Here is a 25,643-nt window from a genome sequence, read left to right on the forward strand (position 1 = left end):
GAAGAGATATCGGTCGCATGATTCCTTACGCTGGTTTTAGAAATGAAGAATTGTCAAAATTTGGAGTGCAACGGATGTCGTTCGATCACCTGATTTCTTTGGGCTTGGCTGCCAGCCGAGCCGATGACAGCGAGCAAGCCATCCGGTTTTTTCAGCAAGCCAGCGCTGCTGCACCGGATGCGGAGATGCCTCAGTTTCTCCTTGGTGCTGAGTACGCCGCCTCAGGTGACATGGATCAGGCTGAAGCTGCGTTCGCCAATGCTGTCCGGCTCGCACCGAATTTCCCCTTGGCCCGGTATCAGTTAGGGCTCTTGCAGTTCAGTTCAGGTCGTGCAGCCGTAGGCCTGCTGACATGGCAACCATTACTCGCGTTGCCTGAGTCTGACCCTCTGCCTCACCTTGTCAATGGCTTTGGTGCGCTCGCGCAGGATCAGTTCGTGGAAGCACTGGCTTTCTACGAACAAGGGATTCAGCGCAACACGAGCAATCCAGCACTTACTGCTGACATTGAGAAGGTGATTGCGGGGATTCGGCTCGTGATGGCTCAGAACGATGGTGAGACGGTTGCGATCTCTGAGCCAGTGATAGGCGAAAAGGATGCTGTCGATGCCAGTATTCACGTGTTTTTGACCAACTACCAGCAGAACGGGCCAAAGCATTGATTGAGTCGAAAGCCAGTAGCCTTTCGCGCAACCGCTATGCCTCTGCGGCCGGCTGTCACTGCATCCCGCCACCATGATTGATCCATCGACCCAATTGGCGGCGATGATTCGTGCGCAGTTTGCGGCGCAGCTTCGTACACAGGCCAGGCTGCAAGAGCGAGGTGGAGAGGCAGGCGAGAAGGTCGCTGCTACGCCTAGCGCAACTGGCGGTTTCAGGAGCGCCTCTAACGGAGGCGGCGGCCAGAGTGCTGCAGATGTTCAAGCAGCAGCACCGACTGCCCAGGATGCACGTCTTCAGCAATTGGCTGTGCTGCGCGTCCGTGCGTTGTCGCCAGGCGATCCACAGCGTGAGCGCAAGGCATTTCGATTGTTTCTCGAGTCGGTACTGATCCAGGCGTTCGGGCGAGACCGGCTCGATGAACGGGGCTTAGACCAGATGGTCGATACCGTTCTGCAGCGGATGGAGAGTGACCCTGAACTCCAGGCAGCTTTGCGGGAGGCTGGCGGCTTGCTGTTGTCAGAGGCACAGCAGATCGGGGACAAGACCACGCCACGCTGAAACGAGCGCTGCGACTATGGGTTGATTGGCCTCAGAACGAACAGACTGATGCTGGCATCGCTTTCGCGGTCGATCTGTGAGACACAGCCTCGGCGCTACGCGTCTTTGGGTGGCACCGGCGCAGGCTCCTCCGCAAATATCTGCCCCATGTCACCGCCCAGTGGCGCGGTCCGTCCTCCGAGCAATCGACGCGCGAGCCGCTGCAGGTCGTTCGCATCCTTGACGTCGCCCGAGAGCAGCGCCTGCGCGTAGCGGCCCGAGACATTGTCTTTGTCAAGACGCAATGCCAGATCCGCATGTTCCTGCGCTTGCTCGCGTTTCGATTGCATCGCCAACACCACCGCGAGTCCGCCATGGCTTTCGGCGAAATTGCGGTCGAGTTCGAGCGCGGTTTCGAAGCTGACGTGGGCCTCGTCCAACTGACTCGAGAGGATCTGTGCCCAGCCCAAGCCGTGCCAGGTACCGATGTGCTCTCTCATGACGGCCAATGCATGCTGGAAGGCATCCATCGCGCCTCGGAGGTCGTTGCTCAGCAGCGCTGCAAAGCCCTTGGTCGACAAGGCTCGACCGTCACTCGGATGCCGTTGCAGGGCGGCATCGGCGAAATTGCTGGCCTGTTCGGCATCGCGCGCGGCCAGCGCGAGTGATGCCTGAGCCACGAGGGTTTCGGTCGGTCTGTCGTTCGGACTTCCATCGGCGAGGCTCAGGGTAGCCCATCGCCGTGCCGCCGCGAAATCTTCCGCGTCGATGGCGATGAGGCTGGCGACGCCGGCGGCCTGCGGATCGATGCGCCCATTCTGTTCGGCGTCGACAGCCCACGCCATGGCACGGTCGAACTGCCCCTCGCGATGCAATGCCCGCAGCCACAGTTGCTGCAATGCGCGGACTGCGACAGATGGCTGTGTGCCATCGACGCTCGCAGGAGCGCTCATTTTTGACGACTGTGCTTTGAGGGCAGGCGCGAGCCGCTCGATGCAGTCGGTGAGGCGGCCGCGCTTCAGGTCAATGTAGGCTAGGTTGTGAAGCAGAACGTCCCTGAAGCCGGGAGGTGGGTTGGGCACGGCATTCAGTGAATCCAGCACAATGAGCGCTTGCTCATAGTCTTGCTGGGCGAGCCAGAAATCGCCTTCACGCAGTTGCCAAGCCAGCGCATCGAGCTGCAGCGCTTGGGCATGCTTCAGATGAGACTCGGCGCGCGCCCATTCACCACAAGCCAACGCCGTCTCGAAGGCGTCGATCAGCAGGGCGTTGTTACGCGGGTCCTGGCGCAGAAAACCTTCGAGCCGTTCCAGGCGCTGGCGTGCGGCAACCACGCGCGGAGGGTCGGGCGGTGAAGCGAGGGTTGCCGAGGGCGTTGAGGTGGTTTCGGTCATGACAAAAGATGGATGAAGACAGTGAAGCAGTCGGGGCGGCAACAAGGAGGGTTTGTTCACCAAGAGACATCGATGCGGGTGTCGGTCGCGAGCAGCTCTCGTAATCGGAGCAGCGCCTGCCGGTGCAGTTGGGACACACGGCCACGGGTAACGTTCATCATCGCCGCGATCTCGTTGAAAGGCACCTCCTGCAGGTAGTGGTGGCGGATCACAAGGCGCTGTTGTTCGCTCAACTGGCCGACCAGGCTGCGCAGCACGGTGCGCAACTGGTCGATCTCGGATTTGCGAAAGTAACTCACCTCGGGTGAGGGCGACTGCATCTCGTTGCCATCGAAGGCCTGGGCATCGACCATGCCCGTATCTTCGAGCATGACACCCAGCGCAAGGCCGATGCCCACTTCGGCCAGATAGCGAAACAGCTTGTCGTTGCCGCGCGATGCGCCTGGAGAAGCCGATTCGGACCCGTCGCCGGCTTCATCCTCGGCGACGGCTGCCGCCGCAGCCTCCTTCACTGCTTCGAGGCGCTCCCGGCGCAGACGCATCTGAAGGCTGATCTGCTGGTTCTTTTCGGTGAAGTTCACCAGGCCGTTGAGTACCGCGCCCTGCACGCGCTTGGCAGCAAAGGTCTTGAACTGGGCGCCTTGGCTCGGGTCGTAGCGGTCCACGGCCTCGACCAACCCGACGCGCGCAAACTGCAGGTAGTCGGCGAACTCGACTTCGTCATGGGTGCGCCGGCCGTAGAGTGTGGCGGCCATCATCCGGGCGTAGGGCAGGTAGTGGGTGATGAGCTGTTCGCGTGCTTCGATGTCACCTCGGTCACGCCAGAGCCGCCACAGGGGCAACGAGTCATCGGTGAGGGGCGTTGCGGTGTTGACCGTTGCGAAGTTTTCAGCATCCGCATCCTGGCCGCCATGCCCGGACGCCGCTGGTGGCGGCGTCAGCGACGGAAGTGCGCGTGCGGAACCGAAGCGAGGCATGGGGCAGACGTACGGGGAGGGCGCGCCTGTCAGTGGAAGCTGCCCACCAGTGCCTTGAGCACCAGGCTCCAGCCGTCCACCAGGATGAACATCAGCACCTTGAGCGGCAGCGCAACCGTGGTCGGCGGCATCATCATCATGCCGAGCGCCATGAGCACGCTCGAGACGATGAGGTCAATCAACAAGAAGGGCAGGAAGATCACGAAGCCGATCTGGAAGGCGGCGCGCAACTCCGACAGCATGAAGGCCGGAATCAGCTGCACGTTGCCGATGTCGTCCATCGTGCGCGGCATGGGTGCTTTCGACAGTTCGACCATCAGCGCAAGGTCGGCCTCGCGCGTTTGCCGCACCATGAATTCACGCAGCGGCGCAATGCCCTTCTTGTAGCCGTCTTCCATGGAGAGTTTGCCGGACATGAAAGGCTCGAACGCGTCCTGGTTCACCTTCTGCAGCACGGGCGACATGGTGAAAAGGGTCAGGAAGAGCGCGAGGCCGATCAGCACGGTATTGGGTGGCGTCTCATTCATGCCGATCGCGTGTCGCAGCATCGACAAGACCACGATGGTGCGCAAGAAGCTCGTCAGGCACACGAGCAAGGCGGGCAGGATGGCCAGTACCGTAAGACCCAGCACCACGCGCAGTGCCTGGGCGGTTTCCGTGGCCGGCGTGGTCGAGGACGCGTTCGCGGTGCCCGACACGGCGGGTGGTGGCAGGGCGCCGGAGCTGCCGGACGACCGGGCTGCGGTGGGAGGGGCCGCGGTTGCGGGAAGCGTTGCGGCGGGCGCTGTAGATGGAGCGACAGCGGGGCTGGCAGCTGCGGGCGAAGGTATCGGAGCCAATTGTTCTGGTGGCGCGCTCGGTGCCACCGACACGGAGGGCTGCTCGGCGGCCGGTGCCGGACTCGACGCAGGCGTTGCTTCGGGCTGCACGGACGTTTCCGAGGGGGCCTGGGCCAGGGCGAGCGTGCCGGGGCCGAGAGGTACCCAGGCCAGCATCGCGAGGGCGAGCATGGGAAGCCAGCGCCGGACCATGCCAAGGCCGTCAGTAATGGTGAGAACGCGAGGCTTCATTGCGCGCGGGTTTCCTGCGACGCAGATGCCACCACCGACTGGCCGCTTGCCACGGCTTCGGAAAGCAATTGAACTGCTTGATCGGTGCAGCCCAACAGCAATTGCCGGCCGTTCCACTCGATCACATGCAGGCTGTGGCGCGGTGTGAGGCGCGTGCTCGCAATGCGCCGGATCTCGCGCGGTGCACCGGGCTCGGCCAACTGCGTCCACCTTCCGAGCCATGCGCCCGTTACGGCCGCGCCCTTGTCGCGCCGTCGAACCATCACAAAGCCCCAGGCAGCCAAACCGCCGATGCACACCGCTGCGAGCCACCAACGCACGCTGATTTCGTCATCGACGTTGCTGCTGTCGGTATCGCGCCTGACGGGAATTCCCGGCGGCAGGCTGCCAACGGACGTAGTTCTGTTGTTCACATCCAGCACACCGGAAGTGGGCGCGGTCTGAGCCCAGGCACCCGATGCCGCGCCGAGCAGCAAGGCCGCCGCGAAGCCGAGGCCAAGCCATCCGTTGCGAAATGCGTTCGCTCGGCAGGAGAGGGTCGCCTGTTGCCGCAAAGCCAGCATCCTCAGCGTCCCGTTCCGAGGCCCAGTGCCATGGGCAGTTCGGTGATCCGCACCGCGAAGTGACCATCCACGGCCACCAGCTGGCCGCGGGCCACGACCTTGCCTTCGATGGTGAGATCCACCGGCTGCTCGATACCGCGGTCGAGCTTCAATACCTGGTGCTCCTTGGCGCTGAGCAACTCACCCACGGTCAGGGTCGCTTCGCCAACGCACACCTGCAGCTTGGCCTTGATTTGATGCAAGGGGTTCCAGTCCTTGAGGATGGGCTCCCCATTGGACGGATCAGCCGCATCGTGGCTGTCGGCGCCGGCATGCAGGTCGGGCAGGGCGATGATCTGCGCGGTAGGGGCGCGATGGTCCAGGCGCGGATCGGCCGAGGCCGATGTGCTACCGGTGTGGCCAGCGGCCGCAATGCCTTCCATGGCTTGCGTCATGATTTTCTTTCCTTGGATGAAGAGGTGCCCGGCCCCAGGCCGGTGATGGGGAGGGCCGGCGAGGCCAGTTCGATCGCCATGCGGTCTTCGCTGCGGCCGAGCCAGCCGTCGCAGACGGTGCTGCCATCGAGACCAACGACTTGCGCTGGCGCATCGAGACGGTGTGCCAGCGGCACCACGTCGTTGATCTGCAGGCCCTGCAGTTGGCCGAGATTGAGTTCTGCGCCGTCGAGCAGCACACGCAGGGTCACCCGCTCGCCCGTCAGTACGCGATCGAGGGGCTCTTTAGGCGCGGGAGCATCGTGCGAACTTGGCGCTGTCGCCTCGAGGGGCCCCACCAATGCGGTGACGGCATCGTGGGGCAGCACCAGCGTCCACATGCCGCCGCACCACGGCCAATGCACTTGCAGGGCGCCCGACCAGGCGTGCGAGCCCGCCTCTGCTGCTGAGCTTATCGGTGCGTGTTGTTGGGTGAGTGCGAAGCCGCTGAGCGCACTACCCAGCCGCTGGAGCCAGTCGTTCCAGGCAGCAACCGCAATGCCGTCGGCGAGGCGCAGGATTGAGGCTCCGGCTGGGCGGGGCAATCCGTTGTCGCCTCCGAACAGGGCGGTTGCGATGAAGGCAACGGGCTCAGCATGTGGCGCGCCGGAGGCAGTCGGCAGCGAAGACGCTCGGCGTGGTTCGGGTGTAAACGACCAGCGCACCTCATCCTCGTCGCTCGGTGTTGTCACCGCATCGCCAATCACCATCTTTGATTTGCTCCCGCCTCCGTCGTGCGCCGGCAGCCAATCGGTGGCCCAGTCCTGGTGCAGTGCGACCATGCGCGCCTCCAGTTTCTCCCGGGCCAAGGCTGGCCAGCTACGCAGCGGGTGTGCTCGCAACATCGACACGCTGGCGTCCAGCAGCGGCGACGCAGTGGGGCTTGGTGCAATGGCGTTCATTTGCCCTTCATGGAGAACAGTTGCTGCAGCATCTCGTTCGCGGTCGAGATGACCTGCGAGCTCGCCTGGTAGCCGCGTTGCATGATCACGAGGTCGCTGAACTCCTGCGACAGGTCGACGTTGGAGATCTCCACGCGCCCGGAGACAACACTCCCGAACGCACCCTCTCCTGCCCGACCGAAATGCCAGGCGTCCTTGTTGAGCACGTCGAACTGGTTGTTGCCAAGCGAAGTCACCGCGTCGGGAGAGTCAAAGCGCGCGAGCGCCAATTGCGGACCTTTGATCTTCTGACCGTTGCTGTAGCTCATCTGAAGCATGCCGTCGTCGTCGAAGCTTGTGCTGCTCAACGTGCCGGGGCTGATACCGTCCTGGGTCTTCATCGAAAGCGTCGTGGTTCCCGAGAGAAACGCGACGTCGGTACTGAAGTCCAGGGTCAACTGCGAAGGTGGACGGCCCGCGGGCGCGTAGGTCATGGCCAGCTTCGAGGTCTCCGGCGTTGGCTTGCCGCCCACGAACGCCAACTGCCCGGTGGACTGAACGGTTGAACCTTCCATGAGTTCGACCTTGACGGTCATGCGTGTCCCCGTCTGGGTGATCGAAGAGAAGCGAAGAGTCAGCGCGTGGGATGCACCTGTCGCGTCGATGACGTTGATGCCTTCGATGGACTGCGAGGCGTTGTCGATGGGCGAAGAGTTGAGGGCGCCGGAGAACTTGAGTTGCGTGGTGGGGCGGCCCAGGTTCATCATCTGTCCGGCCAGCGAGATCGGAACGAATTCGCCACTCTCACCCATGGCCATGACTTTCTCTCCACCTGTCCGATTGACAAGCGTGCCATCGGTATCGAACTTGAACTGGCCCGCCCGCGTGTAGCTGATCTTGCCCTCCGCGTTCTGCAGCACGAACAGGCCCTGACCATCGACCGCCATGTCGAGCTCGTTGCCGGTTTGCCGCAATTCACCCTGCTTGAACGAGAGCGTCGTGCCTGCTGTGTTGACGCCGAAGCCAAGCTGGTTTTCGCCCCGGCCCGCCGCGCCGCCACTGAGGTTGCCGCCGGTGTAAAAAAGGTCGGCGAACTGCGGGCTCGAGCTCTTGAAGCCCGGTGTGTTGAGGTTGGCCGTGTTGTTGGCGATGACCCGAAGGCCGCGCGAATAGCCCAGGAGGCCTGTCATTCCGACATAGATGGATTCAAGCATAGGATCTCCCTTTTTTCAGGTGTCGGCTCAGCGAACCGATGTGATCTGGCTCAGCGAGATGTTGGTCAATACAGCTCCGGCCGTGGTTCGCACGCTGATCTGGGGGGCCGCGCCGGAGAGCGACAACGCGCTCACCGTGCCGCTTGCCGTCCCGGTCGCTGTGGTGATGTCCACGGTCTTTCCGATGAGGCCCACCGACTGCAGCGCAGCCTGGTTGGTGATCAGGGTCTCGATCTTGGTGTTGAGCTGCTGGGTCTGCTCAAGGTTGGTGAACTGCGCCATCTGGGCCATGAACTGCTGGTTGTCCATGGGCTTGAGTGGATCCTGATAGGTCAACTGGGTCAGGAGGATCTTGAGGAAGTCCTCCATGCCCAGGCTGCTGGATCGCAGGTTGGTTCCTGCGGAAACGCTCACTGTGTCGATGGCCATGGGATCTCCTTGGAAGCGGGTAGATGGGGAAAATCGTTGCGCGAAGCACCGCGCGGGAAGAAGTCGCCCGAACGCCAGACCAGCTCGCCGTTGCAGACGACCTGGTGAAGCTGTCGGCCTTGCAGTGCTTGGGCGCACTGGAGGTCGAGCACGAGCTGAGGCAGCAGCGCCGTCAGGGCCTGGTCATCGGCCCGCATCGCGATCCAAATTGCTTGGCCCGGCGGCATCGACTCCTCGTGGATGCGCACAGGGACTTGGCTGCTCGGGCTTTCGACGCCCGCGTGCCAGGCTTGGCTCTCGGAGGGCTCGTTGGGCTGAGGCTCTGGAGGCGTGTAGCTGGCCGTTGGGTGTTCAAGGCTTGCCACGCGGGCACCTGTGGCGGAAGGTAGAGGCGGGCGCAGATGAAGGGTCGATTCGATCGAGGTTGTCGATGCGGGGTCGCGCGCGACTCCATGACTGGGTAATCGTGAGGCGATGCCGTCGGGCTGCACGGACGCGACGAACGGCGCGAGTGGAGCTTGAACGCCAGGGGGTGGCCAGGCGAGGGCGGCTTGTGACAGCACCAACGGGGACGCTACCGCTGGAGTCGCTGCGGCTCCGTGAATCGTCTTCGCAGAGGCGAGGCTGTGTCGGCGCTCGAGGCTTTGATCTTGAGTGCTGTTGCTATCCCGGTCGCGCCTTTGTGCATGCGGCTTTCCCTTGAACCAAATGGCCAACTGCGCGCGCTCCATCTCGCGCTGCCATGCCAGTTGTCGATGCGCGTCGTCGCTGCCTGCGGAGGCTGCGGATCTGCCCTCACGTGCAGAACGCTGTTCGACCGAGGGCAGCGTAGAGCCTGCTTCTGGAATGGTCATGGCCGTGGTTCCTTGGAACCAAAACCGGCAGCGCTGCGCGCCAGCCAGTCTCGGTCCTGTTCATTCGCGAGGCGCCGCCGCACGTCGTCGGCGAAGTCGGTCAGCGCGTCTTGCTTGTGTTTTTCCAGCCCGTCCTGCCGCAGTTGCCGGTCGATACAGTCGCGGCGCTGTTGGTCGCGAGCGAGACGTTGTGCATCGCGCTCGGCTTCGAGGAGCTTCGCGCGCTCACGCAAATGCGTGAGGTAGGCCAGGGCGCGGCGGTGCGCGCCCGCATCGAGCCGGCGCAACGCGGCTTCCGAGAGTGCGCGGGCCTGGGTGTCGTGGGCCTCGCGCAACTCCGACAGTCGGGCCTCGGTTTCGTCGAGGAGTCGCTGGGCCTGGGCCAGCGCCGCGAGCGCTGCATCCAGTTGCCAACGTCGACGTTGTCGAAGGGGCTCCAGCGCATAGGCGAAGCTGCGAATGTCGACATCCTTCACGGCAGCAACGTTGGCCGAGGCGGTCGCGTTCATGGTCTCCCCTTGGGCAGGCCCTGCGCAGGCACGGCGGGCTGGGACGCGGGCGCCATTGGCCGAGCCAGCAGCTCGTGCAACCTCCGGATCGCCTCAGCATGCGAGATCCCGCCCTTGTCCTGCCGCAGCCAAGCCATCAGCCCAGGTTCGAGTGCGATCGCCCGATCCAGTTCGGGGTTCGTACCCTTTTCGTAGGCTCCGATGTCGATCATCTGTCGGTTGCGTTCCAACACTGCGAGGTGCTGCACCGCTGAAGCGGCGAGCTGACGCTGCTGTTCGTTCGCTAGCTCGGGCATCAGCCGACTGACGCTCTTGAGCACATCGATGGCCGGGTAGTGGCCACGATGCGCGAGTTGGCGAGTGAGTACGACGTGGCCGTCGAGGATGGCACGCAGCGCATCGGACACGGGCTCGTTGAAATCGTCACCTTCCACCAGCACGGTGAGCAGCGCAGTGATCGATCCACCACCGGGCGCAGTGCCGCAGCGCTCGCAGAGTTCGGGCAGCTCAGCGAACACCGACGGTGTGTAGCCGCGTGCGGTGGGCGGCTCGCCCGCCGACAGGCCGACCTCACGTCGGGCCATCGCGAAGCGTGTGATCGAGTCCATCGTCAGGACCACGTTGCGGCCGTCGTCGCGGAAGTGCTCGGCGATGGCGAGCGCCGCGTAGGCCGCACGCAGGCGTGCGAGCGCTGGTTGGTCAGATGTCGCGACCACCACAACCGAACGGGCCAGGCCCTGTGGTCCCAACTGGTTCTCGATGAATTCACGCACCTCGCGGCCGCGCTCCCCAATCAGCGCGATCACGTTGACACTGCCGCGCGGGTCCTCGTCGGGGCCTTGCGCCTTGGTGTGGCGCGCGAGAAGGCCGAGCAACGTGCTCTTGCCGACACCACTGCCGGCGAAGATGCCGATGCGCTGGCCTTGCCCCAGTGTGAGCAGTCCATCGATGCTGCGGATGCCGGTCTCGAGAATGCGCCGGATCGGCGGACGCTGCATCGGATTGATCGGAGTGGCCTTGAGCGGGCGGCGCTCTGTGACCGCTGGCGCAGGCTGCCCGTCGAGCGGGGTGCCGAAACCGTCGATCACCCGGCCCAGCAATGCCGGGCCGACGCCGATGAGCGATTCGCGGCCGAGCGCCCGCACTTCGCAGCCTGCGGCAATGCCGTCGAGCGGGCCGTAGGGCATGAGGGTGACGCGCCCTGGCTTGAGCCCGACCACCTCGGCGAGCACGCCGTCGGTGCCGTCCATGCCATGGCTTGCGCTGCCGTCGCGCAGGGCGATTCGGCAGAGTTCGCCCACTGCAGCATCGGGCCCCTGCGCGTCGATGGCGAGGCCCTGCATTTCCATGACCCGGCCGACGCGTTGCCGCAGGTCGGTGGCCTGCAGTGTCTGACGTGCAAGGGCGAGGGCGTTCATAGCGTCAACGTTCTTGCGGAGTGCTGGTCGCGGCCGCACGTGCTGACGCACGCGACTGGGCCAACAACTGGGCCAGTGTGCGCAGTTGCGTCTCGAGTCGAGCATCAAGGCCGCCCTGAGGTGACTGGAGGATGCAGCCGCCGAGCGCGACGGCGGGGTCGGCGATCCATTGCACGCCATCGTTTCCGATGTCCGGCGAAGTTCCAGCCGCACCGCGCAGCGTCGCGAGATCATCGGGGTGGAGGTGCACGGCCACCAGCGCCCGGCTGTGCAAGCCTTCGTGTGCGTGGGCGACTTGTGCCCGAATGCCTTCGGCGGTCGCCGCGTGGGAGCCCAGCACGCGGCAGACCGATTCGAAGCATAGGGCCAGCAGATCGTCCTCGGCCGCGTCGATACGGGTGTGAATTTGTGCGGGCAATGCGGAGAGTAGGGCGTCGATGCGCTGCAGGCGAGATTGCAGAGCCGCCTGGTCTTTCTGTTGGTGGTCCTGCATCTGCTTCTGAGCTTGCACCTCGAGGTCCTGCAGTTTCTTCTGCAGCGCTTGATCGGCGCGTGAGGCGGCGTCGCGCGCTTCCTCCGCGGCCTTGGCACGGCCCTGTGCAAGGCCGTCTTCGAAGCCCTGGCGCTGCGCTTCGGGATCACCTCGCGCCGCCGGTGGAGTTGCGATTGAAGATAGAGGCGATATTGCCGGGGCAGGTGCGACCGTCGGTGCCGCTGGGCGAACAGGCTCGTTTGCCGCTGGGCGAGCGAGAGGGGGCCGGGGCCGAGCAAGCGCAACCTGCCCGTGCACCGCGATGTCCCGCAAGACAGTGGTGCCGGAAGCCGGGTCGTTCGGACGTTCGCTCATCGGTGAGCTCCACCTGGCCGGCGGTGAGCATCCAGCCATTGACGCAGCGATCGACCCAATGACGGCCGGCGCGCGATGTCCCGGGGATGAGGGGATTCGAGCGTCTGTTCGCGCAGCCTGCTGGCCGTGGAGGCGATCAGCGCAGCACGCAACGCAGGTGGGGTGGTCACATGAGGCGCGCGCCCGGCGAGCGCCGCCTCGACACGGCGCCGCTGCACGGGCTCCAGGGCTTGCAGCAGCGTGCCGTGCCAAGACCAGGTGCCTGCGCGCAGCAAGGCAGCCACGAGGCCGGCGGGTTCGCCCTGCAGCTGTTTGGCCAGCATCTCCACGCGCGCGGCGCTCAGCTGTTGCAACATGGCCTCGTCGGACATCGGGGTTTCAAGCCAGGCGTCGTCGATACGGTGCGCGGCACCGGTCGCCGCGGAAGCGGCATGGGCTGTGGCTTCGGCGACCAGGCCCGGGTCGCGCTCGATCCCGAGGGCTTCCAGTTCGGCGAGCAGCGTGGTGAGCGGTTGGCGCTGCGCGGGAGGCAGGGCGTTGAGCACCCATTCGCGATCCGCTTGCGCCATCGCGTGAAGCAGCAGCGCGGCATGGCGTGCGCCTCCGGACTCGGAGGCGTCGACGCCAGGGAGCGATGCGCCCGACAAGGCGATGCCGGGAGTCATCCTGGACGCTTCCTGGCGCCAGTGGCCGCGAGGTCCGCATCAGACGTGGATGGCTGATGCAGCCAGCCGCGCACGCGCTGCAATGCAGCGGCGCGTTCTGCATCCGACAATGGGGTCGGATCGCGGCGGTCGAGGAGAGGAGGCGCGCGCTTGCCGAAGCGCAGAACTAGCAGAACTAGCAAGCCGATCACGACGGAGGCCGCGAGCCAGCGCATCAGTTCGGGACCCTTGTCTTCGGGGGCGGCGACAGTAGTCGGCGTGTCTTCACTATGGGATGCAAGCGAAGCTGCGGCTGCTGCCGGCTCGGCCGCTTGCACCGCCCCAGCAGTCATCGACTGGACGACCACCGTGTCACCGCGCTCCAGCGAGGCGCCGACAGCGGCAGCGATCAGCTTGCGCAACTGGTCCTCTTGGGTCGCGTCGAGTGCCTTGCGGACCACGGCAACCACTTGCACGCGACGGATCGAGCCGGGCTGGCTGACTACCTGCTCGACACGCCGGCCCACGGCATACTCGACGTCGCGTTGCGCGCTGCCGCCACGTGGACCGCTGCTGTCGCTGACGCGTGTGTCAAGCGTGGAGCCGCCATCGCGCAGCGTCTCGCGCTCGCGCACCACCACGCCCGTCGATTGCAGGCCAGCGCGGCTTGCGGCTGGTAGCACGTCCTCGGTTGTCGTGCGGATCTGATCCATGTTGAGCGTCACGTCCACGCTCGCCAGCGCCTGCCCCGGCCCGAAGCTGCGGTCGAGAACGGCCCCCACCTTGCGGGCCAGGTAGGCCTCTGTGTCGCGCTTGAGGTCGAGCCGCGCACTCGTCGCCTCGCCGTCGGCATGGCCCGCATCGTGCCGGGTCAGCGCGACGCCGTGGCTGTCGACGATGGTCACGTCCTGCACCGCCATGCCTGGCACGGCTGCGGCCACCAGGCGCTGCACGCCCAGTACCTGTTCCGGTCGCAGGGCCTGGCCCTGGCGCATGTTGAGGGTGATCGATGCCGTGGCCTTCGATGTTGCCTGCTTGAATAGCCCCTGCTCAGGCAATGCGAGCAGCACCCGCACCTCGCGCACTTCGGCCAGCGATTGGATGGTGCGGGTCAGCTCGCCCTGGAGTGCGCGCTGGTAATTGATCTTCTGCGCGAACTCGGTCATGCCGAAGTCGGTGTTGTTGAAGAGCTCGAGGCCCACCGCGCCCTGCAGCGGAAGCTCCTTGCCCATGAGCTTGATGCGCGTGGCATGCACCGTGTTCTTGTCGACCAGGATCGAGGTCCCGGCATCGCCGAGGCGATACGGAATCTTCTGGCGTTCTAGCTCAGTGGTCATCGCCTGGGCGTCCTGCGGCTTGAGGTCCGCGAAGAGCACCTGGTACTCGGTATGAAAAATCCACCAAGCCGCACCTGCCGTGGCGATCGCGATGAGCACGACGCCTGCCACCAGGCCGGCGCGCGCGCGCTGCGTGAGTCGCTGCCAGTGGTTCATATCGGCATCTTCATGATGTCCTGATACGCCTCGAGCAGTCGGCTACGCACCTGCATCATCAGCTGGAAGGACAGACGGCTCTCCTCGAGACCGATCATGACCTGGTGCAGGTTCTGCGCATCGCCAAGGGCGAGCTTCTGCAGGTCGATCTGGCTCGAGACCAACTGGCCGTTGACCTTGGTCAGGCCGTCAGCGACAAGTTGGCCGAACGACCCGTCGGCGGAGGCGGAGGAGGCGAGCGATGCGGTTGCCGCAGATGGTGCGGCGTTGACCAGCGACTGCGCCTGCGTAGCCATGGCGCGTGCTTGCGGCGATAGCGCGGCCAGTGCCTCGACGGGAAGAAATTCGCTCATGAACCGCTCCCGATGTCGAGTGCACGCAGGGCGAGCGTGCGGCTGGTGTTCATCGCCGACACGTTGGCTTCGTAGGCCCGGGTGGCACTCATCAGGCTTACCATTTCGGTGGCGGCATCGACGCCGGTGTAGGCCACGAAGCCGCGCGCATCCGCCATCGGATGACCGGGCTCGTACACCATGCGCGGCCCGGTCTGCGACGCCACGACCTGCACCATGGGGGCGGCGCCTGCTGCGGGGCCGACAGTGCCATCGAGGGCCTGCTCGACCAGTGTTCCGAAGGCGCCAGCCACTGCATTTCTGCCCGTTTCGGCGGACAGCGGCTGTGCTTGCGCGATCACGCGCAGCGGTCGATAGCTCGCGCCGCCTGCGCCCTGCACCGTGTTGGCATTGGCGAGGTTCAGCGCCGCCACGTCCACGCGTGTGCGCTCGATGCTCATGCCGATCGCGCTGATCGCAAAGGATTGGTTGTAGTCCATGGTCATTTCCTGCCGTCGCCGGCTGCCATTGCCAGAATGGAGAGGTGGCGCGACAAGCCCTTGACCAGGGCTTGGTAGTGCACCGCGTTGCGTGCCATGTCGGCGGCCTGTGCATCGAGCTTCACTGTCTCGGGCAGACCCGAGGCGTCGAGTGCGGGCTCGAGATGCGGCCTCACCTGGCCGAGCGCGAAGGTGTCAAGACGGCCGGTCTGGGCCATGCTGCGGCGTGCATCGGCCAGTTGCGCATCGAAGCTGACGCGCTGGGGCACGTAGTCGAGCACATTGGCGTTGGCGATGTTGTTCGCGATCGCCTGCTGGCGCAGGCTTGCCGCATCAAGCGCGAGCGCCAGCGCCGAACGGGTTACGGCTTCGATTCCATCGGTCATTCGGGTCTCCGGACGGTATTCCTGAAAGTCTTGCGATTGGGGGAAGTAGGCATGGATGTGCTCACTGGACGATCAATTCGCCGTGCAGCGCGCCTGCGGCCTTGACGGCACGCAGGATCGAGATCACATCGCGGGTGCTGGTCTTGAGCCGCGAGAGCGACTGCACCAGGTCGGATACGGTGTTGGCACCGGTCACGAAGCCGGGGCCGTTGGGCTCGTCGACGTCGATGCGGGTGTTGGTGACGATCGCTGTGCGGATGTCCGGGCCACCGCCCCAGACGCCATAGGGCTGCGAAGCGGTGTTCTGGTTCGAGATCGCGATCTTGATGTCGCCGTGCGAGATCGCGACCTTGGAGATACGCACATCGCCGCCGGACACCACTGTGCCCGTGCGTTCGTTGATCACCACCTTGGCGCGGCGGTCGGGTTCGACCATCACGTTCTCGATGCGGGTGAACAGGCCGACCAGTTCGTCGCGCTGCGATGGCGGCACCGCGATCTCGATGCCGGAGGCGTCGCGCGCTTTGGCGATACGTCCGCCGAGTTGGCTGTTGATCGCGCTGGCCACACGACTGGCGGTGGTGAAGTCAGGCTCGGTAAGCACGAAGGTCACGTTCTGCCGCTCGTCGAGCATCGCGGCGCGGACACCGACCTCCACCGTCGCACCGTTGGGTATTGCACCGGCGGTCGGATGGTTTTTTTGCACCACGTTGCCATTGGCGTCGTAGCGATAGCCGCCGACGGTAAGACCGCCCTGGGCCAACGCGTAGACGCGGCCGTTCGCAGCCTTGAGTGGCGTGGTCAACAGCGTGCCGCCGACCAGGCTGCGCGCATCACCTGCGGAGCTTACCGTCACGTCCAGCGCATCACCCTCGCGCGCGAAGGTCGGCAATGTGGCGCTGACCATGACGACGGCGACGTTGCGACTTTGAACTTGTTCGGGCGCGATCGTCAGGTTGAACTGCGACAGCACGTTGGCCAGCGACTGGCGCGTGGTTCGATTGGATGGCGAGTCGCCCGTGCCGGCCAAGCCGGTGACGATGCCTGTGCCAAACAAGGCGTTGTCGCGCCAGCCTTGGAGCTTGCCGAGGTCTTTGACGCGGATCGCGTCCGCGGCCATTGCCGGCGCGGTGCCCGCGCACAGTGCGCCGACCATTAGCACCGCCTGCAGCAGGTGCACCGCGGTCGTGTGCAAGGTTGTTCGCATGTCGGTCATCAGAACCCCAGCCAATCGAAGACGCGACGCCATCCGCTGCGTCGAGCGCGGTCGGACACGTCGCCTTCGCCCACATAGGTGATGCGCGCGTCCGCGAGTCGCGTCGAAAGGACGACGTTGCCATCGGAGATGTCTTGCGGTCGCACGCGACCTTCGAGGTTCACTTTCTGCAGTTCCTCGTTGACGGTCAGCAACTGCTCGCCGGCCACGCGCAGTTCCTTATTGGGCAGCACTTCCAGCACGGTGACTGTCAGCGTGGCCAGCAACTTGTTGGCGCGCTGGGTGCGTCCACCCCCGTCGAATTCGCCGCTGACGCCTATGCCCAACTGGCCGACGGTACGGTTGCCGGTCTGGGTGACCGATCCATTGATGTCGTTTGCACGGCGCGTGCCGGTGTTGGCGCTGGTGGTGGCCGACGAGTTCTCGAACACCTGGACGGTGAGTGAGTCCCCGACCTGAAACGCCTTGTTATCGGCGGTCAGAGGGCGGAAAGAGCCTTCCTGGTAAAGACTCTCGGCGAGCGTGGCCGAGGTCGAAAAGAGCAGGACGCAAGCGCCCAAGCACATCGCGAAAGCACGCATGGAAAGGGCCGCGCGGCGTGGAAGGTGAATCATGGTTGCACCTCTACCTGGCCCGGGCCCGTGACGCGCGCGAGCACCTCGCCGCTGCCGCCGGGTACCTTGACGCGCACGAACTGACCCTTGCGGCCATCCTGCAGCACTTCGACCCGGCTTTCGACGGTGACATCGCCGCTGCGCGCGAGCAACTGCGCCCAGTTGCCACGCGCGACGGCAGGCATCGACTCAAGATGTGCATCGGTCAGCACCTCTCCGGGCTTGAGCGGCCGGCGCAGGCGTTGGCCCGAGCTTTCAAGTGAATTCTGTGCAGGGCCAGAAGCCTTGACTGGTGCGCTGGGCCGCAATGCGGTTAGATCAACTTCTTGCGATGCGGTGGCGCCGCGCAGCGTCACCGCATCGACGGTCGTGCCGCTGTCGAGCCGTGTCGAGGCCACCGTGACCGGGGCCCATGCGCCCACATCGAAGCTCACGGCAGTGGTACGCACGAAGCGGTCATCGACCCAGGCCTCAACCCAGACCAGCATGCGGCGCTGTGGCGTCGCGCCGGCGGGCAGCGGTCGCACACGCAGCGCCGGCGTGCCGGCTGGCAGCGTGAGGTCGCGCACGGTTGAGGCGATCTGCACCTCAGCCCGGGTACTGCGTTGCGAGAGCCAGTTTTCCAGCGCCGAGCGTGCGGCGTCGGCAATCACATCGCCCGGCAGTTGCTGGGCTTCGCTCTCGATCACCGTCTCGGGGGCGCCGGTCCAATGCAGAACTGCCGCGGCGTCGAGCTCGGAAGAAGCCAGGCTGCTTCGGGCCTGGATCCGGCGCTCGAGCGTGTCGCGGTCAAGCAACACTGGGGAACCGGGGCGCGGCGCGGCACCGAGCGGCAACGCCATCAACCGACGCAAGGTGGGGAGGTCGCGGGTCGTGAGGTAGGCCACGTCGCCGAGCCGGACCTGGCCCTGCGGAACCTGGACCGCAGGGCGCAACTCGATGGACACCTGCGCCGCATGGGCGCAGGCCACGAGGGCGACCGAGATCGCCGCCGTGGCCGCGCGCCGGGCGTTCCTACTTGCGCAGGGCATTGATCATTCCCAGCATTTCGTCGGAGGCCTGCATGACCTTCACGTTCGCTTCGTACACGCGCTGGGCCACCATCAGGTTCACCATCTCGTCGGTCAGCTTGACGTTGGAGCCTTCGAGGAACCCCTGCGCGAGGCTGCCCATGCCGTCCTCGGTGGCCTTGCCGAGGATGGATTCACCTGACCCCTGCGTGATCCGGTACAAGCCGTCGCCCTGCGACTGCAGGCCCGAAGGGTTGGTGAAGCGCACCAGGTCGAGCTGACCGGCTTCGACGGGGGTGCCCTGTCCTGCCACCTGAACACGTACGCGTCCGTCGCCGTCGATCTGCAGGTTCTGGGCGTTGTCGGGGATCGAGATGTTCGGCTTCAGCGGAAATCCGCTGGGTGTGGCCAACAGGCCGTCGCGGTTGACCTTGAAAGTGCCTCCCCGGGTGTAGGCACTTGTCCCGTCGGGCATCGTTACCTCGAGGAACCCCTCGCCCTGGATCGCGATGTCGAAGGCCGACTCTGTCTTCTTTAGGTCGCCCATGTCGAAGAGCTTGGATATCGCTGCGATACCAACCCCTGCGCCGAGCTGACGGTCGCCGCCGAGGATGCCGAGCTCCTCCGTTGGCGGTTGCAGCCGACCGGCCTCGCGCACCATCAGGTCGGAAAATCCGACCTTGGCCTTCTTGAAGCCGCTCGTGTTGACGTTCGCCAGGTTGTTGGCGATGGTGTCCACATTAAGCTGCTGAGCTTGCATGCCGGTGGCGCTGATGTAGAGGGCGTCGAACATGGTGATGAGAGGAAAAAAGGAGTGGAAAGAGGGGACGGGGCTGTGTGGCCGGTCGTCAGGAGAGCTCGCCGAGCTTGCGCACGGCACCGCCGATCATTTCGTCGTAGCCCAGCGCGACGCGTTGCATCGACTCGAAGTGGCGCATCGACTGGATCAGTTGGGCCATCTCCTGCATCGAGCTGACGTTGGCGTTTTCGAGAAAGCCCTGACGCAGTTGCACATCAGCTTCAGGCACTTGTGAGGGAGCCTGCGCGGTGGTCATGAGTCCGTCACCCATGCGGCGCAGTTCCGATGCGTCGTCGAAGCGCACCACTTTGATCTGGGCGATCGGTGTTGCCTCGGCACTGCCGCCCGGCTTCGATTCGAAGACCTGGCCGTTGGCATCGATCACCGGGTTGGGCCGCGAGAGAACGATCTCTCCACCCACGCCCATCACCGGGTGCCCTTGCGGCGTGACGAGGCGTCCCCGACCGTCGAGCTGCCAGCCACCCTGGCGCGTGTAGGCCAGGCCGGCGTCGGTCGAGATCTCGAAATAACCAGGGGAGGCCAGTGCGATGTCCAGGCTTTGACCGGTCGACTTCAGGGTTCCCGGCCGCAGGTCGGGACGTACCAGGAAGCTGCCGCCCAGCGTGGTGGTGCCGGAGGTCCCGGCCAGCGACGCGCCAGCGTCGCGCATGGCATCCACGAAGGCGCCTGTGCCGGCCCCCCCGATCGGCAGCGACACCGCCACCTCGCGCTTGTAGCCCGGTGTGGTGGCGTTGGCCATGTTCATGCTGATGCGCTCCAGGCGCGCCATGTCCTGCTGCATGCTGTGGAGGCTGATCGCGAGTACGTCGCTCATGGAGGCTTCGCTTTCGTGGGTTTCAGAGTTGAACGATGCCGAAAGACTTCAGCTCGATCGTGTGAGGTACTTCTGTCATCGCCAGCACTCGCAAATGAGGCATGACGCGCTCGGAAAGCGAGCGCACGTGGCGGCGCAGTTCAGGCGAGCACAAGAGGACAGGCAAGAGGTTGCTCTTCATCATGCGTTCCGCATGCTGCACCAGCCGCTTCACGAGTTGCTCCGACAACCGGGGGTCAAGCACGAAGGGCTGATTGCCGCCTGCCTCGGTCGCGGTCTGGATGCTCTGCAGGAACTGGCTTTCGATGGCGGGATCCAGCGTCAGCACCTGCAGGGAGTTGGCCTCGCCCAGCAGGCCTTGACAGATCGCATGGCCAAGGCGCTGGCGTACGACTTCGGTGAGCAGGTGTGCATCGCGCGTGGATCGACCTGCATCGGCCAGGGTCTCGAGGATCGCTTCGATGTGGCGGATTGAGACCTTTTCGCGCAACAGGTGTTGCAGCACCCGCTGTACGTCGCTGGAGGACAACACGGTCGGAATCAGCTCTTCGACCAATCCGGGTTGGCTCTGCCGTACTCGCGCGAGCAGCCGGTCGACCTCGGCGCGCGTGAGGAGGGTGGCCGATTCGCGCCGTAGCATCTCGGTGAGATGGGTCATGAAAACGGTAGGGGCGTCTACGAGGGTGAACTTCGCCTGGCTCGCGGCTTCGCGCTGGTGTTCCTCGATCCAGAGTGCGGGCAGGCCGTAGGTCGGATCGCGTGTGATCTCTCCAGGAATCGACTTGGTGTCGCCCGTCGGGTGGATCGCCAGCAGGCGGTCGGCTCGGGCTTCGCCCTTGCCGACGACCACGCCATCGAGATGAATCTCATAGCGATCGGGCGACAGCCGCGTTGAATCCCTGAAGCGCACGCGCGGTAGCACCAGCCCGAACTCCTGCGCATGCTGCTTGCGGAACGTGGAGATCCGTTCCATGAACACGCCTCCGGGCTGGTTCACCACGGGCACCCAGTTGCTACCGAGGTGAATTTCGATGGGCTCTACCCGCAGCAGTGCGTAGGGGTCGTCGGAGCCCGAGGCCGATGTGCCTGGGGCGGCATCGCTGTCGTCAGCAAGTGCTCCATCGGCCGAGACAGCGGGGGATGCTGCGGCATCGGGGGAAGCGTTCTTGCTCGCGCGGTAGAGCAGGGTGCCCGCAAGCAAGAAGCAGGCGGTGAGCGCGAGCGTCGGCAAAGCCGGGATGCCGGGCAGCAACAGCAAGCCACCGAGTGCCATCGCCACCAGCAGAAGCGTCTTGGGGAAGGAGCCCACTTGGCGCATCGCCTCACGGCTGAGGTTGGCGTCCGAAGAGGAGCGGGTGACGATGATGCCGGTCCCAACTGCGATCACGAGTGCGGGCACCTGGGTCACGATGCCGTCGCCGATGGTCAGCAGTGTGTAGGTTTGCAGCGCCTGGGCCCATGGCATGCCGTGCTGCATGACGCCGATGATCAGTCCGCCGATGATGTTGATCAGGAGGATGATGATGCCCGCGATGGCATCGCCCTTGACGAACTTGCTGGCGCCGTCCATGGAGCCGTAGAAGCCGGCCTCCTTCTCGAGGTTCTTGCGCCGACGCTGCGCTTCGGCCTGATCGATGAAGCCCATGTTGAGGTCGGCATCGATGCTCATCTGCTGGCCCGGCATGCTGTCGAGCGTGAAGCGCGCGGCAACTTCCGAGACGCGCTGCGCACCGCTGGTCACCACCACGTACTGCACGACGATCAGGATCAGGAAGACGATCAGGCCGATCACGTAGTTGCCACCGACCACGAAGGCGCCGATAGCACCGATGACACGGCCTGCGTCGCCGTCCGACAGGATCAATCGGGTGGCTGCCACGTTGAGAGACAGCCGGAACAGCGTGGCGATCAGCAGCAGTGACGGGAAGGTGGAGAACTCCACCGGCCGTGCCATGTAGAAAGTCAGCAGCAGTACCAGGAAGGCAAAGCTGAAGTTACAGAGGATCAGGAAATCGAGCAATCCGCTGGGGATGGGGGCGAACAGCACCACCAGCACACCGAGCACCAGTGCCACGAGCGCAATATCGCTGTTTCTGCCGAGTGCGCGAGCGAATGCGTTCATCGTGCTCCTCCTGCAGCGGCACTGCCCTGGCGCTGTTCGCGCATCGCGAACACCCAGACGATGATTCGTGCGACCTGGGCGTAGAGCTCCGGAGGCACCGCGTGGTCGACCGGTAGCTCGCGGTACAGGCGCCGTGCAAGGACGGGGTTCTGTACCACCGGAATGCGATGGCGGGCCGCAATCTCACGCATCGCAGCGGCCATTGGGCCTACGCCCTTGGCCAACAACTGGGGAGAGACCATGCGGCCGTGTTCGTACTTGAGCGCCACAGCCACGTGCGTTGGGTTGGTGATCAGCACGTCGGCGTTGCGCGTCTGTCGCAGCGACTGGCTGCGCTTGAGCGTTTCGCGGCGCAGTTCGCGCAGGCGAGCGCGGATGCGCGGGTCGCCCTCGCGGTTCTTGACCTCGTCCTTGAGTTCGCGTTGGCTCATGCGCATCTTCTTGGCGAACTCGTGTCGGGTGTACATCCAGTCGAGCAGCGCGATCAGGCCGAGCACCAGCGCCATCTTGAGACCGACGCTCGAAAGGTCATCGATGAGAGTGCGCAGGTAGCCGATGGGTGCCAGTGAGGCCAGTGCATAGAACTGGTCGGTGAGCGCTTGCAGCCCTAGGACAGCGACCAGCGTGAGCAACGTCAGCTTGATGACGGCGCGCAGAGCATCGAACAGCACGCGCATCGAAAAAATCCGCTTCAGACCCTGGACTGGATTGATGCGGTTGAAGTCCATCTTGACCGGCTCGAACGAGAACACCGGACCGGTCTGCATCATGTTGCCGATGATGGCCGCCACCATCGCAATGGCGAAGAACGGACCCAGGAGCATGAGCGCTGCACGCAAGGCGCGTTCGATCGTCGGCCAGAGCCCGGCACCGGAGGCGTCCAGACGGCTCGCATGAATCAGCAAGGCCTGATCGAAGCGGAACTGCTCCGCAGCGATACCGAAGCCGCGCCACGTGAGATAGACCACAGCCGCGAAAAAGACCGTCGCGGACACGACGTCCGCGCTCTTGGCGACTTGCCCGCGCTCTCGGGCTCGTTGCAGCTTGTAGGGGGTTGCCGCCTCGTTGCGGTCGAGATCCTGTTCGGCCATCAGCGCACCTGCCCTGGCCGCACGGGCGCTGCGGTGAATATTTGATCCCAGGTGGTCGCGATGCCAGCGTAGACCCTGGTCATCACGCCGCCGATGCCGGTGAACCACATGGACAGGGCGATCAGGCCGGCAACGATCTTGACCGGAATGCCCATGGCGAACATGTTCATTTGCGGGAGGTTGCGCCCCACGACACCCAACACGAATTCAACCAGGAGAATGCAAAAGACGACGGGGGCCGCCAGGGCGAAGCCGAGCGCAAACAGCCCCGCAGCCTGCTTGAGTAGAGGCAACGCGGCGTGAGCGACAGACCAGGGCGCACCGATGGGAAACCGCTCGATGCTCAAGCCGAGCCCTCGCAGCAGCGCGTGATGGCCATCGATCAGGAAGAAGACGAGCACGGCCAGATAACCGAAGGCCGACGTCAGGATCGGTATGGGTCGCTGGGTGGTGGGGTCGAAGACCTGTGCGATGCCGAAGCCGAGCTGGACGTCGAGGATTTGCCCGGCAACCGAGAACGCCCCGAACGCAAGAAGAACGCCCAGGCCCAGCGTGGCGCCCAGCGAGACTTCGGCAATGGCTGCACCGAGCAGAGCGCTCCAGCCACTCCACTCCGCACGCGGCGTTGGAAGCCCGGCTGCGATGGCGACTGACAAGGCAAGGATCGTCAGGGTGCGCACGGTCGTCGGCAGTGGCAACGCGTAGAAAACAGGGGTCATCAAAAAGGTCGCAGCGATGCGCAGGCTCAGTAGCCCTGTCGAAATCACCCATGCGACACCGAAACCGGACGCCAACATATCGGGCAGCGACTGTGCTGCGGGCATTGAAAAACTGAGGCCTGTCGGGGAGGGAGAGTGGACGCGCGTCTGCTTAGAACATCGCGGGAATGCCGCTCCAGAGCTGGAGGGTGAATTGCGACAGCTTTCGCAGCATCCAGGGCCCCGCGATGACCAAAACTGCCCCAGCTGTGAAAAGCTTGGGAACAAAGGTCAAAGACATTTCTTGAACCTGTGTGACGACCTGCAGCACGCTGATTGCGATGCCAACAAGCATGGTCAGTCCCAATAAGGGAAGGCAGACCAGGAACCCCGTCCAGAAGAGGTCCGCCATCATCTTTAAGGCTAAATCTGCATGCATGCTTTCACTCCCGATGCGTCAAATATGCGAAACATTTCCGCAATGAAAGCGGCACGCATTAACTTGAAATAACTCTTTGAAACGAGTCTATCGCTCGACGATGATTTGAATATGACGAATCAATGACAGGGTGCCTTATTTGTCATTAATGCTTAATCATTACCTTGGTGCGTGCTCTTGAAGTCGGTTCTGTTTGCCGCTGGTTGATTGAATTGCTGTGTAGGGACAATGTGTGCAATGCGCACCGTTCTTGACCGGCTGCGGGAAATCGTCCATTTGTCATCGTCCGACGATTCGTCGAGGCCAGTGAAACGCTCGACAACGCCGATGCGTAAAAGTGCGCCGGGAACGAGGGTCGCCCGCAAAGGCTGCAGCCTGGCATCCGTTGCTTTTGCGCGGTGGCCGAGGAGCTCCGCGTCTACCTTTACTACACTGAGCACCAACAAGAAATAGGAAAGTCGTGACGACTGGGAAGAATCATCGTGCGGAAATCGTCGCCATTGGAGTGCTTCTGAGCCTCGCCTTGGCTGTAAATCCTGTGGGAGCAGTCGAGAAGCCCCTTATGCCTGGTCCAGGCGCCACGCCTGCGCAGAGGGCGGAGTACGACCGGAACTGGAAGGCCTATATGGAGGTCAGCCGCGCCGAAAGAGAACGAGATAGAACTGCGAAGGTGAAAGAGTCCCGCGAAGCCGCCGAGCAACTACGAGCGCGCCAACACCAACAGCACGTTGAAGAGTTGGCAAGAGCACAAGCCCAGAGGGAGGAGTCCAATCGTCTTGCCCGCCTTGAAATGGACAAGCAGACCCAGATCAAGCAAGCTCGTCGCGAACAGAATGAAGCGTTAACACGCGAAGCAATGGCTGAGAAATGTGAGCGCGTCAGGCAGCGTGAATTGGACAAGCTGGGTGAGAGAACTCGTGCTGGATTCAAGGACCGCCCAAAGGTGGACCGCCCTTACGAACTGCTGTTGAGAAGCTGCGGCTACTGAAACTGTGTGGATCTGCCGCAGATTGCGCCGCTGTTTCCGCGATTTGGTTGCCTCGATCGCGAGCCAGGTCGCGAGCTTCTCGGCATAGGGATCGAGCTCGCCCGCTTGGCGTAGCGCGGCTCTTCGTCGCCGGCTCGCAGGTACTTCTTGACGGTGTTGCGAGACAGGCCTGTACGCCTGGCTATCTCGCGGATGGACATCTGCTCGCGCAGGGCCCAGCGTCTGATGACACTCAATGTCGCCACGTCTATCACTCCTAGGATCCCCTGCTTGAAAAATGAGCAGGGTAGAGTTTTACGTGGGTCAGTCTTAGACGGAAATTACTGTGTTTAGAGGGTCAATTTTCGATGGCACTCAACACTTTGTGGTGGTTCACTTCAGGCTGATCTGAGGCGGCGACGCGAAGCTCCGGTGATGGCTGATCTGTTGCGCAACAGAGCGAGCGTCGGTCTCACCTGGGCCGGCCGCGCACGCCTGCCTGCGCAGGGAGGCGCTGGTCAAGCCTTCCCTGGCTTCAGCCGGTGGTGGGACGGCGTGCCGGAAATGTCGACTCGCGTGTCGCGTGTGCTGTCCACGGCAGATCAGATTTTCCTACGCAGTGGATTTGCCGCCCGGCTCACGACGACAGGCTCCAAGCCGACGCCTGA

Annotated in this window: 29 protein-coding genes and 1 pseudogene; 3 read left to right on the forward strand and 27 right to left on the reverse strand. The window is 64.2% G+C overall.

Annotated elements, in window-relative coordinates; genetic code table 11:
- Positions 1–17 precede the first annotated feature (17 nt).
- Both AC1RLW_RS00190 and AC1RLW_RS00195 read left to right on the forward strand, forming a co-directional pair.
- Complete coding sequence (locus AC1RLW_RS00190) at positions 18–662, forward strand: hypothetical protein (protein WP_493191838.1); 645 nt, start codon at positions 18–20, stop codon at positions 660–662.
- A 73-nt stretch (positions 663–735) separates the two neighbouring features.
- The gene (locus tag AC1RLW_RS00195) at positions 736–1,221 is read left to right on the forward strand and encodes a hypothetical protein (protein ID WP_493191839.1); all 486 of its coding nucleotides are present in this window, start codon (positions 736–738) and stop codon (positions 1,219–1,221) included.
- 95 nt (positions 1,222–1,316) lie between these two features.
- Here AC1RLW_RS00195 and AC1RLW_RS00200 read toward each other — a convergent pair whose 3' ends face one another.
- From AC1RLW_RS00200 to AC1RLW_RS00325, 26 genes are all read right to left on the reverse strand, one after another.
- Entirely contained in the window at positions 1,317–2,594 is a 1,278-nt protein-coding gene (locus AC1RLW_RS00200) for a hypothetical protein (protein ID WP_493191840.1), read from the reverse strand.
- 56 nt (positions 2,595–2,650) lie between these two features.
- Positions 2,651–3,571 carry a sigma-70 family RNA polymerase sigma factor gene (locus AC1RLW_RS00205; protein ID WP_493191841.1) on the reverse strand — a complete coding sequence of 307 codons (921 nt, stop codon included), beginning with the start codon at positions 3,569–3,571 and terminating at the stop codon, positions 2,651–2,653.
- 29 nt (positions 3,572–3,600) lie between these two features.
- The gene (gene fliP / locus AC1RLW_RS00210; protein WP_493191842.1) at positions 3,601–4,641 is read right to left on the reverse strand and encodes a flagellar type III secretion system pore protein FliP; all 1,041 of its coding nucleotides are present in this window, start codon (positions 4,639–4,641) and stop codon (positions 3,601–3,603) included.
- Positions 4,638–5,204 carry a flagellar biosynthetic protein FliO gene (locus AC1RLW_RS00215; RefSeq protein WP_493191843.1) on the reverse strand — a complete coding sequence of 189 codons (567 nt, stop codon included), beginning with the start codon at positions 5,202–5,204 and terminating at the stop codon, positions 4,638–4,640. The genes fliP and AC1RLW_RS00215 overlap by 4 nt, the downstream gene beginning before the upstream one ends.
- 2 nt (positions 5,205–5,206) lie before the next feature.
- Positions 5,207–5,638 (reverse strand): FliM/FliN family flagellar motor switch protein, encoded by a 432-nt coding sequence (locus AC1RLW_RS00220; RefSeq protein ID WP_493191844.1) that lies wholly within the window; start codon positions 5,636–5,638, stop codon positions 5,207–5,209.
- On the reverse strand, positions 5,635–6,579 hold the full coding sequence (locus AC1RLW_RS00225; RefSeq protein ID WP_493191845.1) for a FliM/FliN family flagellar motor C-terminal domain-containing protein: 945 nt from the start codon (positions 6,577–6,579) through the stop codon (positions 5,635–5,637). Before AC1RLW_RS00225 ends, AC1RLW_RS00220 begins: the two co-directional genes overlap by 4 nt.
- Positions 6,576–7,772, reverse strand: a complete 1,197-nt coding sequence (locus AC1RLW_RS00230) for a flagellar hook protein FlgE (protein WP_493191846.1) — start codon at positions 7,770–7,772, stop codon at positions 6,576–6,578. Before AC1RLW_RS00230 ends, AC1RLW_RS00225 begins: the two co-directional genes overlap by 4 nt.
- A 27-nt stretch (positions 7,773–7,799) precedes the next feature.
- On the reverse strand, positions 7,800–8,201 hold the full coding sequence (locus AC1RLW_RS00235) for a flagellar hook assembly protein FlgD (RefSeq protein WP_493191847.1): 402 nt from the start codon (positions 8,199–8,201) through the stop codon (positions 7,800–7,802).
- Positions 8,183–9,055: a hypothetical protein gene (locus tag AC1RLW_RS00240; RefSeq protein WP_493191848.1), complete on the reverse strand. Its 873-nt coding sequence runs from the start codon at positions 9,053–9,055 to the stop codon at positions 8,183–8,185. Before AC1RLW_RS00240 ends, AC1RLW_RS00235 begins: the two co-directional genes overlap by 19 nt.
- Positions 9,052–9,564: a hypothetical protein gene (locus AC1RLW_RS00245; RefSeq protein ID WP_493191849.1), complete on the reverse strand. Its 513-nt coding sequence runs from the start codon at positions 9,562–9,564 to the stop codon at positions 9,052–9,054. The genes AC1RLW_RS00240 and AC1RLW_RS00245 overlap by 4 nt, the downstream gene beginning before the upstream one ends.
- The gene (locus AC1RLW_RS00250; RefSeq protein ID WP_493191850.1) at positions 9,561–10,982 is read right to left on the reverse strand and encodes a FliI/YscN family ATPase; all 1,422 of its coding nucleotides are present in this window, start codon (positions 10,980–10,982) and stop codon (positions 9,561–9,563) included. The genes AC1RLW_RS00245 and AC1RLW_RS00250 overlap by 4 nt, the downstream gene beginning before the upstream one ends.
- Before the next feature lie 4 nt (positions 10,983–10,986).
- A complete protein-coding gene (locus tag AC1RLW_RS00255) occupies positions 10,987–11,829 on the reverse strand; it encodes a FliH/SctL family protein (protein ID WP_493191851.1) in 843 nt (280 codons plus the stop codon).
- On the reverse strand, positions 11,826–12,494 hold the full coding sequence (locus tag AC1RLW_RS00260) for a hypothetical protein (RefSeq protein WP_493191852.1): 669 nt from the start codon (positions 12,492–12,494) through the stop codon (positions 11,826–11,828). The genes AC1RLW_RS00255 and AC1RLW_RS00260 overlap by 4 nt, the downstream gene beginning before the upstream one ends.
- Complete coding sequence (gene fliF / locus AC1RLW_RS00265; RefSeq protein ID WP_493191853.1) at positions 12,491–13,966, reverse strand: flagellar basal-body MS-ring/collar protein FliF; 1,476 nt, start codon at positions 13,964–13,966, stop codon at positions 12,491–12,493. Before fliF ends, AC1RLW_RS00260 begins: the two co-directional genes overlap by 4 nt.
- Positions 13,963–14,319, reverse strand: coding sequence for a flagellar hook-basal body complex protein FliE (gene fliE, locus AC1RLW_RS00270; protein WP_493191854.1), 357 nt, complete (start codon positions 14,317–14,319; stop codon positions 13,963–13,965). The genes fliF and fliE overlap by 4 nt, the downstream gene beginning before the upstream one ends.
- Positions 14,316–14,798, reverse strand: a complete 483-nt coding sequence (gene flgC / locus AC1RLW_RS00275) for a flagellar basal body rod protein FlgC (protein ID WP_493191855.1) — start codon at positions 14,796–14,798, stop codon at positions 14,316–14,318. The genes fliE and flgC overlap by 4 nt, the downstream gene beginning before the upstream one ends.
- Before the next feature lie 2 nt (positions 14,799–14,800).
- Complete coding sequence (locus AC1RLW_RS00280) at positions 14,801–15,184, reverse strand: flagellar basal body protein (RefSeq protein WP_390342965.1); 384 nt, start codon at positions 15,182–15,184, stop codon at positions 14,801–14,803.
- Positions 15,185–15,245: 61 nt separating this feature from the next.
- Positions 15,246–16,400: a flagellar basal body P-ring protein FlgI gene (locus AC1RLW_RS00285; RefSeq protein ID WP_493191856.1), complete on the reverse strand. Its 1,155-nt coding sequence runs from the start codon at positions 16,398–16,400 to the stop codon at positions 15,246–15,248.
- Positions 16,400–17,014 (reverse strand): flagellar basal body L-ring protein FlgH, encoded by a 615-nt coding sequence (locus AC1RLW_RS00290; RefSeq protein ID WP_493191857.1) that lies wholly within the window; start codon positions 17,012–17,014, stop codon positions 16,400–16,402. Before AC1RLW_RS00290 ends, AC1RLW_RS00285 begins: the two co-directional genes overlap by 1 nt.
- The gene (flgA, locus tag AC1RLW_RS00295) at positions 17,011–18,045 is read right to left on the reverse strand and encodes a flagellar basal body P-ring formation chaperone FlgA (protein ID WP_493191858.1); all 1,035 of its coding nucleotides are present in this window, start codon (positions 18,043–18,045) and stop codon (positions 17,011–17,013) included. Before flgA ends, AC1RLW_RS00290 begins: the two co-directional genes overlap by 4 nt.
- The gene (gene flgG, locus AC1RLW_RS00300) at positions 18,029–18,817 is read right to left on the reverse strand and encodes a flagellar basal-body rod protein FlgG (protein ID WP_493191859.1); all 789 of its coding nucleotides are present in this window, start codon (positions 18,815–18,817) and stop codon (positions 18,029–18,031) included. Before flgG ends, flgA begins: the two co-directional genes overlap by 17 nt.
- Before the next feature lie 55 nt (positions 18,818–18,872).
- Complete coding sequence (locus AC1RLW_RS00305) at positions 18,873–19,658, reverse strand: flagellar hook-basal body protein (RefSeq protein ID WP_493191860.1); 786 nt, start codon at positions 19,656–19,658, stop codon at positions 18,873–18,875.
- 22 nt (positions 19,659–19,680) lie between these two features.
- Positions 19,681–21,780, reverse strand: a complete 2,100-nt coding sequence (gene flhA, locus AC1RLW_RS00310; protein ID WP_493191861.1) for a flagellar biosynthesis protein FlhA — start codon at positions 21,778–21,780, stop codon at positions 19,681–19,683.
- The gene (locus AC1RLW_RS00315) at positions 21,777–22,871 is read right to left on the reverse strand and encodes an EscU/YscU/HrcU family type III secretion system export apparatus switch protein (protein ID WP_493191862.1); all 1,095 of its coding nucleotides are present in this window, start codon (positions 22,869–22,871) and stop codon (positions 21,777–21,779) included. The genes flhA and AC1RLW_RS00315 overlap by 4 nt, the downstream gene beginning before the upstream one ends.
- Positions 22,871–23,695 (reverse strand): flagellar biosynthetic protein FliR, encoded by an 825-nt coding sequence (locus AC1RLW_RS00320; protein WP_493191863.1) that lies wholly within the window; start codon positions 23,693–23,695, stop codon positions 22,871–22,873. Before AC1RLW_RS00320 ends, AC1RLW_RS00315 begins: the two co-directional genes overlap by 1 nt.
- Before the next feature lie 46 nt (positions 23,696–23,741).
- A complete protein-coding gene (locus tag AC1RLW_RS00325; RefSeq protein ID WP_390342981.1) occupies positions 23,742–24,008 on the reverse strand; it encodes a flagellar biosynthetic protein FliQ in 267 nt (88 codons plus the stop codon).
- 625 nt (positions 24,009–24,633) lie between these two features.
- Between AC1RLW_RS00325 and AC1RLW_RS00330 the strand changes: the two genes are divergently transcribed.
- Positions 24,634–24,996, forward strand: a complete 363-nt coding sequence (locus tag AC1RLW_RS00330) for a hypothetical protein (RefSeq protein ID WP_493193078.1) — start codon at positions 24,634–24,636, stop codon at positions 24,994–24,996.
- Here the strand turns inward: AC1RLW_RS00330 and AC1RLW_RS00335 are convergent.
- Positions 24,988–25,250, reverse strand: a pseudogene (locus tag AC1RLW_RS00335) (helix-turn-helix domain-containing protein); the annotation flags it as partial. The gene AC1RLW_RS00330 and the pseudogene AC1RLW_RS00335 sit on opposite strands and share 9 nt — an antisense overlap.
- Positions 25,251–25,643: the final 393 nt, after the last annotated feature.

It is taken from the genome of Variovorax sp. GW822-FHT04A09, from assembly GCF_058801005.1.